Origin of the sequence: Pedobacter arcticus A12, assembly GCF_000302595.1 — a bacterium.
Classification (GTDB): Bacteria; Bacteroidota; Bacteroidia; order Sphingobacteriales; family Sphingobacteriaceae; genus Pseudopedobacter; species Pseudopedobacter arcticus.
Genome location: NZ_JH947125.1, coordinates 327601 through 344073 on the forward strand (window position 1 = coordinate 327601; position 16473 = coordinate 344073).

Genomic DNA, 16473 nt, shown 5'->3' on the forward strand with positions numbered 1-16473 from the left:
ATGAAACTAACCATTGTTTTATTAGTAGCAACTTCAATCCAGTTTGTTAATGCCAATACTTTTGGTCAAAAAGTTAGCCTTGTCAAAAACAGCGTAACTTTAGACAAGGCTTTGATTGAGATCCAAAAGCAAACTGGATATAGTTTTTTCTACTCACAAGAAATGTTAGAAAACACAAAAACGTTTGACATTTCAGTTTCTAACGCATCTTTAAAAACTGCTTTAGATATCTGTTTTGAAGGCCAGCCCTTAACTTATGTTTTGAATAAAAAAACTATTGTTGTTAAACCGATATCTGTAAAAGATTTCGGACAAGATATTACCGTAACTGGTAAAGTTTTGGATAACCAAGGTTTGCCTTTACCTGGTGTAACCGTTAAATTAAAAGGGACAAATAAAGGTGCAATTACCAATACAAACGGAGAATATGCAATCTCTGTTCCCGATAACAATGCAACTTTAGTGTTTTCTTTTCTGGGATTTGCGGAACAAGAAGTAGCCGTAGGTATGCAAACTGCTATCAATGTAAACTTAAAAGCAGAACTTTCTGCGTTAGACGAGATCGTAGTAATAGGTTATGGAACTACCACCAAACGAGACTTAACGGGATCTGTATCTCAGGTTAAAGCAAAAGAAATTAATGCTATCCCTAACGCAAACGTTTTACAGGCATTGTCTGGTAGAGCTGCAGGTGTGCAAATTAGACAAGGTTCTGGTGCGCCAGGCTCAGGTGCTACAGTTAGAATCCGTGGCGGAAACTCAATCTTAGGCAGTAACGAACCACTTTACGTAATTGATGGTTTCCCTTTAAACGGAAATCCTACGCAAATCAACAACTCAGACATCGAAAGCGTTGAGGTTTTAAAGGATGCATCAGCTACAGCGATTTACGGTTCTCGTGGTGCAAATGGTGTGGTATTAATTACAACCAAAAAAGGAAAAGCCGGAAAAACTAGCGTAAACTTTGAAACCAGTTATGGAACACAAAGTCTAATAAAAAAATTAGATTTGATGAATGCCAAAGAATACGCCACTTTCTATAATGAGTATAATACAAACTCGGGTAAGCCCGTCTATTTTTCTCAAGCAGACGTAGATGGTTTTGGGGAAGGCTTTGACTGGCAAGATTTTGTTTTCCAGAAAGCGCCAATTACAACCACAGCACTTAATATCAACGGTGGTAACGAAAAAACACAGTTCTCAATTTCCGGGAGTGTTTTTGGACAAGAAGGTATTGTTAAAGGGAGTGATTATAATAGATACTCTTTAGTTTCAAGTATAGATCATAACATTAGCGATAAATTCAATGTTAGTTTTTCCACTACGTTGTCAAAGCTAGCTACCGAACGTAAAGACAGCGGAGGCGGTAACAGGGGGAACTCAATGATTTCCGCAGCAGTTTCTGCTCCACCAACATTAACTCCATATAATGCTGATGGATCTTACCGCGTATTATCATCGGCTTATCCTTTTATTGCTACAGATATAAGAAACCCTATCAATTTTATTAATGAGCAACAAAGCGAGATTAAAGCAAATGTTGTACTGGCAAACGCTGCAATCAGCTACAAAATTACACCAGACTTACAACTAAAAATAGCTGGAGGAATAGAGAATAGAGATGAGCGAACAGATACTTACACCACAACTAAGTTTTTTGGATCCGCAGGTTCTGCAAACGTATTTGCAGGGCAGTTTACTAGTTTGTTAAACGAAAACACGTTGAGCTACAACAAGCAGTTTAATAAGCACAAAATTAGTGCAGTAGTCGGTTTTACCTATCAAGATTTTTTGAATACCGGTCTTAGCGCCGGAAGTAGTGGTTTTTTAAGTGATATTTTTGAGACCTATGATTTAAGTGCGGGCTCGGTTGCAAACGTTCCAGGATCTAGTTATATCAAATCTGTTTTGCTGTCATACCTAGGTCGTGTAAATTATAATTATGACGATAAATATCTGGCAACAGTTAGTTTAAGAAGAGATGGTTCTTCTCGTTACAGTGAAGGCTCTAAATGGGGATATTTCCCATCAGGTGCTTTAGCTTGGAGAGCATCAAATGAGGAATTCTTAAAAGGAAACGAAATAATTTCTGATTTAAAAGTACGTACCAGTTTTGGTGTTACAGGTAGCCAAGCTATCAATCCATACGCTACGCTCAACCAACTTTCATCTGGTAAAACCATTTTTGACGATGCTTCTTTTACTACTTTTGCTCCAGGAACCGAATTGGCCGGAGATTTAAAATGGGAAACTACAGAACAAATAGATTTTGGTTTTGATTTAGGATTAATCAACAATAGATTTTTATTTACAGCCGATTACTATATTAAAAACACTAGAGATTTATTGAGCAGGGTATTATTACCTTCTTCCTTGGGCTATCAAAATACGATACAAAACGTCGGACAAATCAAAAACACAGGTCTTGAATTAGGTTTAACTTCAACTATTCTGAAAGGTGATTTCAATTGGGATTTAAATGCAAATATTGCCTTTAATAAAAATAAAGTAATCAAATTATCTAAAGGTGATGATTTATTAAGAGACAACATTAATTTGGTTGTTCTCAGTGGCGCTACAACTATCTTAACGGAAGGTAAACCAGTGGGCACTTTTTGGGGTTATGTAGAAGACGGTTATGATGCAAACGGGCAAATAATCTTTAAAGATTTGGAGCCGGACGGTATCATTAACGAAAAAGATAAAACTTATATCGGTAATGCAAATCCAGATTTCATTTATGGATTAAACTCCACAATGAAGTTTAAAAATTTTGAATTAAACTTGTTTTTCCAAGGTTTGCAGGGCAATGATGTCTTCAATGCGAGTGCAATTACCAACACGCTTGATTATGGCTTCGGATTGAACATGACTAAAGATGTTTACAATAACAGATGGACGCCCCAAAATGCGGCCAATGCAAAATATCCCAAACCAAGTAATGCTACGGCGCTAAGAATTTCAGATCGTTTGATTGAAGATGGATCTTACTTAAGGTTAAAGAACGTGATGCTGGCGTACAACATCCCTAAAACTATCTTGAAAGCGAATTGGATTTCAAATTTGACGATTTATGCAAGCGGGCAAAATCTTTTCACAAGTACCAACTATTCTTGGTGGGATCCAGAAACTAATTTCAGGATAGACTACAACAGTTATCCAAACGCTAAATCGATAACTTTTGGGCTTAGGGCCGGATTTTAATCTAAAAAAAATTAAAAAATGAGAAAGCTAAGAATAAATATACATCCTAAACTAACAGCTATTTGCATGTTAGTTTTAGCAGTGTTTTGCACATCATGTAATGATCTGCTAGAAGAAAAGCCAAAATCGATAGCGGTAGAAGTATTCTACAATACGCCTCAAGAAGTTGAATCGGCGGTTAATGGCATTTACCCACCAATAAGGAAGCAAATGGCAGAATATGTGGCCACATTGGAGTGTAATTCCGATTTTCTATATGGTAGAGGTAGTTGGGAAAACCTCAGTTTATACCAAGGATTTAACGATACAAACATCAATAGAGTTGTTCCATTTTGGAATGGCTTTTACGAAGCCATAAGAAATGCTAACCTAGTTTTAGCTAATTCTCCCGATGGACCCGAATTTGATGTTTATAAAGGAGAGGCTAGATTTTTAAGAGCTTTCGCTTATTTCCAATTGGTTAGAAACTGGGGATCTGTACCGTTGCGTACTGAATTGAATATGGAGCAGAGAGACTTGGAAAAAAGCAGTACTGCAGATATTTACACATTTATTGTTGATGATTTGATTTTTGCTGAAGCAAATTTAAAAGACAAGGGAGCTTCAACAATTTCAGGAAGGCCCACTATTTGGTCGGCGAAATCGGTTTTAGCAGATGTTTATTTGCAAATGGCAAAATATCCAGAAGCGGCAGCAAAAGCTAACGAGGTAATTCTTTCCAATAAGTATTCGTTAATTAAAGTAGCAAACAAGGCAGATTTTCAGAATAACATTTACGGCCCAACCGTTAATAAAAGTTCAGAGGAAATTTTCTACTTCAAATATTCAAGGATAGCTAATGAGGGCAATTATTTCTTATTTATTGTAAACCATACCAAGTCAGGGTTATTTGGTTTCCCTGGCGCTTATGCGGTTCACGGTAACAAAACTAATCCTATTTTCATGAATTGGAATGCAAGCGATATCAGAAAATCATTGTATGATAACATTGATTTCGGTTTAGGCGCAAATACATTGGTATGTGCTAAGTTTAGTGATAAATTGGCTACAACCAACCGGACTGCAGGTAATGATAATCCAATTTACCGTTACGCCGAGGTTTTATTGATTTATGCAGAAGCTGCGAGCAGAGCAGAAACTTTGGTAAGTCCAGCAGCTTTAGAAGCACTTAACAAAGTAAAAAGAAGAGGATATGGTTATGATCCGGCTTTACCTTCTGTTGTAGATTACACTGCTGCAGATTACGCCACCACGCCGTTTCTCGATTTGGTGATGAAAGAACGGGTATATGAATTTGCTTTTGAAGGAAAGCGCTGGTTAGAGTTGAAAAGAACTGGCAAGGTTGACCAACTTGTTTTAGCAAATAAAGGTAAAACAGTAGCTCCAAAGCACCTTTTATGGCCAATCCCAACAGGGGAAATTGACTATAACGATGCTTTAGATCCGGCTACAGACCAAAATCCCGGATATTAATACTCAACAAAGTTTCATGTTTTAAATCGCTCTTTTAATGAAGAGCGATTTAAAACATGAGATCTTTGTTAAAACCACAAGCCTTAAAAAACGAATTCTCTAATTGAAGCATCAATGCTAAATTCTGTTAGCAAAGCCTCAAAATCATAAACGTTATACAAATGAAAGTAGCAAGAAACATCCTGACTATTATCCTCCTTTTTGCGACAACGATAATTAAAGCCGATACCAATGATTATGAAATTATAGTTTACGGTGCTACACCGTCCGGAATAGCGGCAGCTGTTGCTGCAGCTCGTGAGGGTAAAAAAGTTGTTATTATTGAGCCTTTGAACATTGTTGGCGGAATGATGAGCGGTGGACTTTCTTTTAGTGATTCTAACCAAACTGCCAGAGAATCATTGGGAGGGATTTTTGAAGAAATCCACTTACGTATTGAAAAAATATATAAAAATAAAGGAATTAAATTGCCTTACGATGTATCTGTAAAAGACAACCGAAAATGGATGTACGAGCCTCATGTGGCAGAGCAGGTTTTTTTGGATATGCTAAGAGAAGAAGGTGTTTCATATATTCTAAATGAAACTATAAAATCTGCAAAGAAGAAAGATTCCAAAATTGAGTCTATTAAAATGTACTCAGGTAGAAAATTCACTGCCAAAGTTTTTATAGATGCAAGTTATGAGGGTGATTTGTTAGATGCGGCAGGCGTTAGCTACGTTGTTGGGAGGGAAGCAAGGAGTGAATTTAACGAATCTTTGGGTGGTGCTCGCTATCCAAAAGATAAAGTAAACCTAAAAGCAACCGATAGCAAAGGCAAGCTTTTACCTTTTATGAACAGTAAAAATTTAAGTCCAGAAGGAAGCGGAGATAAAAGAATTATGACTTATAGTTACCGTTTATGCTTGTCTTCTGATCCTGAAAATCAAGTTCCATTTACTAAACCGGTGAATTACAATCCAGAAGATTTTAAAATTTTCAAAGACTACTATAAAGCAAATCCTACTGTAAGAACACCTATCGACTTCTACCCTCTTCCAAATAAAAAATTCGATGGCAACAACGGAATTTCTTTACAGCTTTCCTCTGGTTTAGTTGGCGAAAATTATAAATACCCAGAAGCAAAACCAAAAGAGCGTCAGAAAATTTGGGATGCACACAGAAACTTCACCGAAGGTTTATTATACTTTTTGCAAACTGATAAAAGCTTGCCGGAAGCTATCCAAAAACAAATGGCAACTTTAGGTTATGCTAAAGATGAGTTTGCAAACTCTAACCATTTTCCACCAGTGTTATATGTTAGAGAAGGCAGAAGAATGAAAGGGGCTTACTTTTTAACCCAAAAAGATATTTTAGAAACTGTTGAAAAAAATGATCCAATAGGGATCAGTTCTTTCCCGATAGATTCACACGATTGCCAAAGAATAGCGACAGCGGATGGCGGTTTTATCAACGAAGGAACCATATTTCCTGCTCACGTTAAAGGACGTTATATTGGGCAACCACACCAAATTCCTTACAGAGCAATTACACCGAAAATTGACGAATGTACCAATCTACTCGTTCCAGTTAGTTTGTCTGCAAGTCATGTCGCTTTCAGTTCAATAAGGGTAGAACCCACTTGGATTGTGTTAGGACAGAGTGCTGGTATTGCCGCATCAATGGCCATAGAAGAGAATAAAGCGGTTCAAAGTTTAGATTATTCCAATTTGGCGAAACGATTGAAAGCACAAAAGCAGGTTTTAGAATTGCCAACATTGCCTAAGCAATAATCACCTCTTAGGTTAAATTTACCAAATGAAAAAACTTATTTTTCTTCTGTTTTCTGTGTGGATATTTTCCGCTGAATCTACTTTTTCGCAAAGCGAGAGAGCGCAGTGGATAAGCAGTCCCGAAGTGGCGGAAAGCGCCCATACTTGGCTTGCTTTTAGAAAAGTGGTACAGCTCAAAAAGAAACCAATTAAAGCTATTGCGAAGATTGCAGTCGACAGTAAATATTGGTTGTTCATTAACGGAGAAATGGCTGTTTTTGAAGGAGGGTTAAAAAGAGGTCCGAACCCAACCGACACCTATTATGATGAAGTTGACATTACCAAATGGCTTAAAGCAGGCGAAAATATTATCGCTTTAAAAGTTTGGTACTTCGGCAAACAAGGTTTTTCGCATAACAGTAGTGGAAAAGCGGGATTGTTTTTTGATGCTAAAATTGATGCCTTGACTCTTTACAGTGATAGCAATTGGGATGTTGAAGTTTTAAAAGCGTATGCTACAGCTTCTAAACCTTTTCCAAATTACCGATTGCCCGAATCGAGTATTTTATATGATGCTAGAAAGGAACTGGCTGATTGGTACTCAGATTCCTCTGTGAAAATGGAGAAAGCCATACAACTAGGAGAAGCTACCACCAAACCTTGGAACAATTTAGTTTTGCGACCTATTCCTTTGTTTAAAGACCACGGCTTTAAAAAATACATCGGTAAACGAATAATAAAATTAGGTAATTCGGTGGACACCATCATTTGTAAATTACCTTATAATGCGCAAATCACTCCTCTATTAAAAATAGATGCCCCAGAAGCAGGAATGCTTTTAACCGTTTTTACGGATAATTACCTCACTTATAACGGTGGCGATACTTATTTAAAATCGGAGTACATCACAAAAAAAGGTGTTCAAGAATATGAAAGTTTGGGCTGGTTGAATGGACATCAAGTTTATTACGTCGTTCCAAAAGGAGTAAAAGTACTCGACCTTTATTACCGAGAGACCAGTTACGATACCGAATTTGCAGGTGCTTTCCATAGCAGTGATGATTTTTTAAATGAGTTTTGGAAGAAAGCCCGCAGAACTTTGTACCTCAACATGAGAGACACCTATATGGATTGTCCGGACAGAGAAAGGGCGCAATGGACAGGCGATGCGGTAAATCAATCTGCGCAAGCATTTTACTCTTTATCGCCTTCCAGCTATCAGCTATCAAAAAAATGGCTGTACGAAATGGTAGATTGGCAAAAACCAAATGGAGCGTTATTTTCTCCTGTACCCGCAGGAAACTGGAATAAAGAACTGCCAGACCAATGTTTAGCTACCATAGGCTATTACGGACTTTGGAATTATTACCTATATACAGGTGATATCGAAACCCTAAAACATGCTTACGAACCCGCAAAAAAATATCTCAATTTATGGGAGTCGGACGGCAAGGGCTTAGTGAAATTTAGAGCTGGCGATTGGACTTGGGGCGATTGGGGTGATGAAAAAGACATCCAGCTGATTTTCCATTCGTTCTATTACCTAGCTTTAAAAGGAATGCAAAACTCCGCAGAAGCTTTAGGGAAAATATCAGATGTAGAACAATATTCCACGCAAATGGAAACTTTTAAAAAAGCTTTTAATCAAAAATTTTGGAACGGAGTTTCTTACCGAGGCCTAGATTATAAAGGCAAAACAGACGACCGTGTGCAAGCTTTAGCGGTAGTTGCTGGCATAGCAGACAAAGATAAATTCAGTGCTATTTTAGAAGTTCTGAAAGAGGAAGAACACGCCAGTCCGTATATGGAAAAGTATGTGATGGAAGCGCTTTTTTTGATGGACGAACCTGATTTTGCTTTGGAACGACAGAAAAAGCGTTTCGGCAAAATGGTAAACAATAAATATTTTACCACACTTTGGGAAGGCTGGAATTTCAACGACCCAAAATACGGCGGAGGAACCATAAACCATTCGTGGAGTGGTGGTGGATTAGTCGTACTTTCTCAATATTTGTGTGGGGTTTCGCCATTGACGCCAGGTTATAAGCAATTTCAAATTAAACCACAATTCGGTACTGTGAAATCTGCTTCTGCAACAGTACCATCGGTAATCGGCAACATTGAAACCTCTTTTGTCAATAAAAAGAGAAAACTTAAGTTACATGCTTTAGTGCCAGCTTCTTCGTCAGCAACGATTGTTCTTCCTAACGATTATAAAAAGGTAATCATCAATGGTGAAACAGTTTTTGAGGACGGCAAATACACGACACAAAACAATCAAGAAACAGAAAGCGATTTAAAATTTAAGGTAACGGAGGGGAAATGGGATATAAAAGCAATCAAAAAATAAAATTAATGGGTTCTATAAAAATCAAATCAATAGTTTATTTATTGGGTTTAGTTTACTTCATTTTACCTGTCGCGGTATTGGCAAAACCAAACGCGACCATTGTTAAAATGAGGTGTGAGTATTTAGTTAATCCGATAGGTGTTGATGTATCGCATCCGAGGTTAACCTGGCAAATGAGTGATGACCGAATTGGCGCTAAACAAACCGCCTATCAAATTTTTGTTGGCACCGATTCTACCGAAGTTGCAAACGGAAAAGGCACACATTGGAACAGCTCTAAAATTAACTCGGATCATCAATTGATAAAATATAACGGCAAAGAGCTCGCTCCATTTACAGTTTATTTTTGGAGAGTTGATATTTGGGATAAAGATGGAAATAAACTAGAAGACGTCGCCATCAGCAAGTTTGAAACTGGAATGAAAAGCATGTCTAACTGGCAAGGCACTTGGATTTCTGATGTTCACGATGTTAACCTAAAACCTGCTCCTTATTTCAGAAAAGCATTTAAATCAGCGGAAGCGAAAAAAATAAAATCGGCCAGAGCTTATATTGCTGTCGCTGGTTTGTACGAATTAACCATTAACGGCGAGAAAGTTAGTGACCATAGCTTAGACCCAATTTATACCCGATTCGATAGAAGAAATCTTTATGTTTCTTACGATGTTACCAAGCATCTTAAAAACGGAGAAAATGTTTTAGGCGTCCTTTTAGGAAATGGCTGGTACAACCACCAATCTACAGCGGTCTGGTTTTTTGAAAAAGCGCCATGGAGGAATCGCCCGACGTTTTGTATGGATACCAGAATCACTTATGAAGATGGTTCGGTTGAAGTAATTTCTACCGATAGAAATTGGAAAACAGCATTAAGTCCGGTTATTTTCAACAGCATTTACACTGCAGAACATTACGATGCAAGGTTAGAACAAGCCAATTGGGATAAACCTGGTTTTGATGATAAAAAATGGAAAAGCGCCATATTTCGCTCGGCTCCGTCACAAAATATTGTTTCGCAAATGCTCCATCCTATTCGCCAGGTAGAAGAGCTTAAAGCCAAGGTTCGAAAATTTAACGATAGCACTTATGTTTTCAGTCTGGCTAAAAATATTTCAGGAGTTTCTAAACTAAAAGTTAAAGGCGAAAGAGGGACCGTTATTCGTTTGAAACATGGCGAACGGTTACTAAAAAATGGGAAGGTAGATTTATCCAATATCGATTATCACTTCCGCCCAACGGATGATAAAGACCCATTTCAAACGGATATTTTTATATTAAGTGGCAATGGCGAAGAAACTTTTATGCCCCGTTTCAACTACAAAGGATTTCAGTATGTGGAAGTTACTAGTAGCCAGCCAATTACCTTGACCGAACAAAGCTTAACCGCTTATTTTATGCATAGTGATGTGCCCGCTAGTGGAAAAGTGAGTTCGTCAAACCAAACCCTTGATAAAATTTGGGAAGCCACCAATAGTTCTTACTTGGCAAACTTATTTGGCTATCCAACAGATTGCCCTCAGCGTGAAAAAAACGGTTGGACAGGAGATGCACATATTGCGATAGAAACTGGCCTTTACAATTTTGACGGAATTACCATTTACGAAAAATGGTTGGCCGACCATCGCGATGAGCAACAGCCAAATGGAGTTTTGCCAGCTATCATTCCTACGGGCGGTTGGGGTTATGAGTGGGCAAACGGACCAGATTGGACAAGCACCATCGCCATTATTCCGTGGAATATTTATTTGTTTTACGGCGATACCACCATACTTTCAGACAACTACAAAAACATTAAACTTTACGTAGATCATCTCGATGAAATTAGTCCGAACGGTTTAACGACTTGGGGTTTGGGCGATTGGGTTCCTGTTAAAACAAAATCTTCGGTAGAACTTACTTCGTCTATTTACTTTTTTGTTGATGCCACCATTTTGGCCAAAACTGCAAAACTGCTGAATAAAGATGCGGATTATCAAAAATATACGGCGCTAGCTTCTAAAATCAAGGATGCTATTAACAAAAGATATCTGAATAAAACTACTGGAATGTACGCCAGTGGAACACAAACAGAATTGAGCGCTCCTTTATTTTGGGGTTTAGTGCCAACCGAGTATCAAACTAAGGTTGCCGAAAATCTATTTAAAAAAGTAGAAGCAGATGGTTTCAAATTAGACGTGGGTTTATTAGGAACCAAAACTATTTTAAATGCGTTAAGCGAAAACGGCTATGCGGATGCCGCTTACAAAATCGCTTCTCAGGAAACTTACCCTTCTTGGGGATGGTGGATTGTAAATGGCGCAACTACTTTATACGAAAACTGGAACATTGATGCACCTAGAGATATTTCCTTGAACCATATCATGTTTGGCGAAATTGGTGCATGGGTTTATAAAGCACTAGGCGGAATAAAGGTAGATCCGCAATCTCCAGGTTTTAAAAATGTATTGATAAATCCGCATTTCGTGGAAGGATTGAATAAATTTTCAGCAAGTCATGAATCGCCTTACGGAACGATCATTTCTTCGTGGGAAAAATCAAAAAAGGCAATTAGTTACAACTTAACTATTCCGCCAAACAGCACTGCTACCGTAAGTTTTGATGCCGTTAAAAACCAAAAAATATATTTAAATGGCAAGTCGCAAAAAGCCAATGAAATCAATTTGGAGGCTGGCGTTTATAAGTTCAAAATCACGAGATAAATTTCACAAACTAAACATGTTTTAATGAAGTTCAGTAAGAGTTTAAGTTTAATAATAGCAGTCATTTTCTTTTTCTGCGATGCTACGTTTTCGCAAAATCGGGCAGATTTTATTTTGGACATGGTTCACAATAATCCCGGAGAACCTTTAACCAAAACCGTTTATAATGACCCAACCTACTTGGAAAAACAAGGCTTTGACGGCATGGTAGTTAACGATTTTACGTTTGTACACGCAGCTATTACTTATGATAGTTTTGATAAAAGAATTTTTCCTGGAGGTTCAGTGGAAAGAAAGTGGGTATTAGATGCGGCAAAAAATATCCATCAACGTATTAAAGAAGGTCACGATGCTGGAATTAAGGTCTATTATTTCACGGATATTATTGTTTTACCAAAAAAGCTGGTGGAGCTATACCGCGATGAGATTTGTGACGAAAAGGGACGGATATCTTTTGAACGTCCAAAAACGATAGAAATCCATCGAGCAATGCTGAATGCAATTTTCGAAGAATTTCCGGATTTGGATGGCTTGGTTATCCGTACAGGCGAAACTTATTTGAATAATGTTCCTTATCACACGGGCAATAACCCGATAACAAACGCAGCGCAAAGTCACATTAAACTCTTGAATTTATTAAAAGAGGTAGTGTGCGAAAAGTACAACAAAAAAGTTTTTTACAGAACGTGGTCTTTCGGCGGATTGCATGATAACCCAGATTATTATGAGGAAGTTGCCAAAAATATTGAAAAGCATCCAAACTTAATTTTCAGCATCAAACATACGCTTGGCGATTATTTTAGAACGTTTGATTTTAATCCTACCATCGGTTTAGGGCAACATCCTCAAATTATAGAAGTGCAGTGCCAACGAGAATATGAAGGCAAAGGAGCTTTCCCAAATTACGTTGCAGAAAGTGTAATCAACGGTTTTGAAGAATACAAAACTATTAAACCGCAGAAAGGCTATCAATCACTTAACGATATTAAAAACTTACCTCAGTTTAAAGGTGTTTGGACTTGGAGCAGAGGCGGTGGCTGGGTTGGTCCGTATATTAGCAATGAATTTTGGATTAAACTAAATACTTATGTGGTTAGTCATTGGGCACAAAATACTGACTTAAGCGAAGAGGAAATCTTTAATGCTTTTATGGATGAACAAAAAATAAAAAAGTCTTCGCGTAAAGCTTTCCGGGAACTTTGTCTGTTAAGTCCGAAAGCGGTTTTACGTGGCTATTACAGCGCAAAACTTCCTTTTGAAAAAGCTTGGGTAGGCTGGAAAAGAGATGAGTTTTTAGATGGAATTTATCCTTCAGAAAAAAAAGAAGATGGAAAGTTTGAACAAGAAGGAATGTTAAAGAGCGCCTTCAAAAAATGGTACGATGAAGGGAATTTGATGAGTGCCGTGGAAGAAAAATATCAGGCTTTAGACTTGAGTAAGCGGATGCTAAAGCTGAGCAAAAAGGTTAAGATGGAAAACAAAGACGACCAGAACTACATCAGGGTTTCTTCAAAATATGGTTTCCTTTTGCAAGAAATTGTAGCTGAAGGCTGGAAAGTGATGGCTTTAGGTTACATCGGCGACCAAACCGGAAAATACGACACACAAAAAATCAAAAAATCAATTGCAAAGTATGATCAAGCATGGAAAAACTATCGATTGTTAAAAGATGAAAATCCATCAAGTGCAACATTGTACAAACCTTATGCTTGGCGTTACAACCCGCCAACGTATCATGATGAAAAAGGAATGGATTCTTCCGTAAATAAATATCGGGCAATTGTTAATTCAGGGAACTAGCATATTCTCGAGAAACACAATTAATATTCTAATAAAATTTTTTAAATGAGAACTCTTTTCACAGTCGTTATACTATTGTTATTTGTTGATCCAATAAGCGCACAACAACCTTTTTGGTTAGATGAGGGTAAGAGTGAGGAGAACAGATTGCCGATGCATGCATCGTTTTACGTTTTTGAAAATCTAGAAAAAGCAATCGAAAATGATTGGAAAACATCAGCTAACTATAAAAGCTTAAATGGCGACTGGAAATTCAATTGGTCCGAGAACCCTGCGAGTTTACCTAAAGATTTTATGCAAACAGCTCTTGACGATAAAAACTGGGACGTGATTAAAGTGCCCAGTAATTGGGAATTAAATGGCTACGGCTACCCTATTTATGTGAATAGAGGTTACGAGTTTGAGAATGAGGAAAAAACCAACCTTACTCCGCCAATAGTGCCGATGCAAAATAATCCAACGGCAATTTACAGGAAACAAATTACCATCGATAGTAAGTGGGATGGCAAACAAATTATACTGCATTTGGGTGCGGTAAAGTCTAATGTACAGGTTTGGGTAAACGGTAAATATGTGGGTTATGGAGAAGATAGCAAATTGCCTTCGGAGTTTGACTTAACATCGTTTGTGAAAACTGGGACAAACTTAATCGCTTTAAAAGTAATGCGTTGGAGTGATGCCACTTATTTAGAAGGTCAGGATTTTTGGCGATTGAGCGGAATAACCCGCGATTGCTATTTGGTTGCCAGAAACGCCACACATATCGTGGACTTAGAGTTAAATCCTAAACTAGATTTATTTTACAAAGATGCGGTGCTCAGCGCAAAAATCAACCTGAATAAAGCTTCTTCCGGCGTAAAAGCTACTATCGAACTAAACGATGGAAAGCAAGTATTGGCAAAAGGAGAAACCACATTTGGAAGAGTAAATTTTAAACAGCTCGACCTAAAAGTTAAAAGCCCTAAGCTTTGGTCGGCCGAGACACCAAACTTGTACAATGTAATCATCAAACTTGAAGACATAAATGGAAAAATTTTAGAAGTTATTCCCTATCGCATCGGTTTTAAAAAGGTAGAGATCAAGAACGGCAAATTCTATGTAAACGGTCAAGCAATCTTAGTTAAAGGAGTAAACCGCCATGAAACCGATCGGATAACCGGTCAGGCTGTTTCAAAAGAAGCCATGCTAGCAGATATCAAATTGATGAAAGAATTTAACATCAACGCAGTAAGAACTTCGCACTACCCAAATGACGAATATTGGTATCAGCTGTGTGATGAATATGGGATTTACGTAGTTGATGAAGCAAATATCGAATCACACGGACTCGGTTATGATATTACCCGAACATTGGCTAACAAGCCATCTTGGAAAGACGCCCATTTGCTAAGATTAAAGCGAATGTACGAGCGGGACAAAAACGTGACTTCGATAATTACCTGGAGTTTGGGAAACGAGGCTGGTAACGGATATAATATGTACGAGTGCTACTTATGGTTAAAAGACCGGGATAAAACAAGACCCATCCAGTACGAGCAGGCGGTAGCAAACCATAGAACATTTGCATCACAATGGAATACGGATATTATCGCACCCATGTATCCAACCATTGAAAATATGGCTAATTACGCGAAAAATAAAAATCCTGAACACCCTTTTATCATGTGCGAGTATGCGCATGCCATGGGAAATTCTTTAGGTAATTTTAAGGAATATTGGGATTTGATCAGAGAGAACCAGCATGCTTTTCAGGGCGGTTTTATTTGGGATTTTATGGATCAAAATCTTTTGAAGATTACTAATGAGGGAGATTCGATTTACACTTACGGAGGCGATTATGGACCAAAAAACCTCCCTACCGATAATAACTTTTTAAGTAACGGTTTGTTTTATCCGGATAGAACACCAAACCCACATACTTGGGAGGTGAAGAAAGTTTATCAGAATATCCATACTACTTGGAAAGGCAACAATACCATTGAAATTTACAACGAAAACTTTTTCAAAAACCTAGATGATGTGAAATTAATTTGGGAAGTTTTACAAAACGGAAAGCCAGTACAGAAAGGGAGTGTCGAAAATTTAAATGTTGGTTCGCAACAAAAAACTCAGCTTAAATTACCAATTAAGGCTTTACCAAAAGATGGGGAAATCCATCTAAATGTGGTTTTTCAGCAAAAAAAATCGACGGAAATGCTTGCCGTTAATCACGTTGTAGCAGAAGAGCAATTGCTAATCAAAGGGATTTACACAAACGCGATAGCTATAAATTCGATTGCAAAAGTTTCGCTTAGTGAAGATGAAAATAGCTATCAAATCAACTCCAAAAACGCTAATCTCAGTTTTAACAAGAACAGTGGTTTGTTAGAGAAATATCAGGTAAACGGAACAAATATTATTGAGGAAGGATTTAGCCTACGCCCGAACTTTTGGAGAGCACCAACCGATAATGATATGGGCGCTAATCTCCAGATAAAACTTAAAGCTTGGAAAACGGTTTCTGAGAAATTTGCAAAACCTACCATCAGCGCTAAACTTGGAAGCGACATTATTATCGTAAATGTGCTTTACGATTTGAAAGAAACCTCTGCAAAATTAGCAGTTACTTATAAAGTGAATAGTGCAGGCGAACTAATTGTCAATCAAAAATTACTCTTAGATACAACGCAAACTGTAGCTATGTTACCCAGATTCGGGATGAAACTTATTCTTCGGCAAGGTTTTGATGATATCCACTACTTTGGTAGAGGCCCAAATGAAAACTATTCAGACAGAAACTATAGTGCTCCCGTTGGTATTTACAAACAGTCAGTAGCACAACAGTATTATCCTTACATACGTCCACAAGAAACTGGTAATAAAACGGATATTCGTTGGTTTACTGTTTTTAACAAAAAAGGGAAAGGGATACGTGTTGAATCCAACGAGTTTTTAAGTATGAGTGCGCTGCATTATTTTCAAGAAGATTTGGATGATGGAGATGAAAAAGATCAACGCCATGCCGGCGATATAAAACCACGCAAGCAAACTCAGCTGAACATTGACTTTAAGCAAATGGGTTTAGCAGGCACAAACAGTTGGGGCGAATTACCTTTAAAATCTTATTTATTGCCGGCTAAAAATTACGAGTACACTTTTAAAATCACTCCGTTTTGATAAAGACGTGAGTGATTTTGAACAGTTATTTTGCGGATGCAGT

At 37.7% G+C, this 16473-nt stretch carries 7 protein-coding genes; all 7 read left to right on the forward strand.

Annotation, left to right across the window (positions count from 1 at the left end):
* The 7 genes from B176_RS0102735 to B176_RS0102765 all read left to right on the forward strand — a co-directional run bounded on the left by B176_RS0102735 (position 1) and on the right by B176_RS0102765 (position 16430).
* Positions 1–3204 carry a TonB-dependent receptor gene (locus tag B176_RS0102735; protein WP_017257243.1) on the forward strand — a complete coding sequence of 1068 codons (3204 nt, stop codon included), beginning with the start codon at positions 1–3 and terminating at the stop codon, positions 3202–3204.
* Between the two features lie 18 nt (positions 3205–3222).
* A complete protein-coding gene (locus B176_RS0102740) occupies positions 3223–4677 on the forward strand; it encodes a RagB/SusD family nutrient uptake outer membrane protein (protein WP_017257244.1) in 1455 nt (484 codons plus the stop codon).
* 161 nt (positions 4678–4838) lie between these two features.
* Complete coding sequence (locus tag B176_RS0102745; RefSeq protein ID WP_017257245.1) at positions 4839–6449, forward strand: FAD-dependent oxidoreductase; 1611 nt, start codon at positions 4839–4841, stop codon at positions 6447–6449.
* A 25-nt stretch (positions 6450–6474) separates the two neighbouring features.
* Entirely contained in the window at positions 6475–8778 is a 2304-nt protein-coding gene (locus B176_RS0102750; protein WP_017257246.1) for an alpha-L-rhamnosidase-related protein, read from the forward strand.
* A gap of 5 nt (positions 8779–8783) precedes the next feature.
* Complete coding sequence (locus tag B176_RS0102755) at positions 8784–11474, forward strand: alpha-L-rhamnosidase (protein WP_040539943.1); 2691 nt, start codon at positions 8784–8786, stop codon at positions 11472–11474.
* A 24-nt stretch (positions 11475–11498) separates the two neighbouring features.
* Complete coding sequence (locus B176_RS18880) at positions 11499–13274, forward strand: BAR domain-containing protein (RefSeq protein WP_017257248.1); 1776 nt, start codon at positions 11499–11501, stop codon at positions 13272–13274.
* Positions 13275–13319: 45 nt separating this feature from the next.
* Positions 13320–16430: a glycoside hydrolase family 2 TIM barrel-domain containing protein gene (locus tag B176_RS0102765; RefSeq protein ID WP_026063125.1), complete on the forward strand. Its 3111-nt coding sequence runs from the start codon at positions 13320–13322 to the stop codon at positions 16428–16430.
* Positions 16431–16473: the final 43 nt, after the last annotated feature.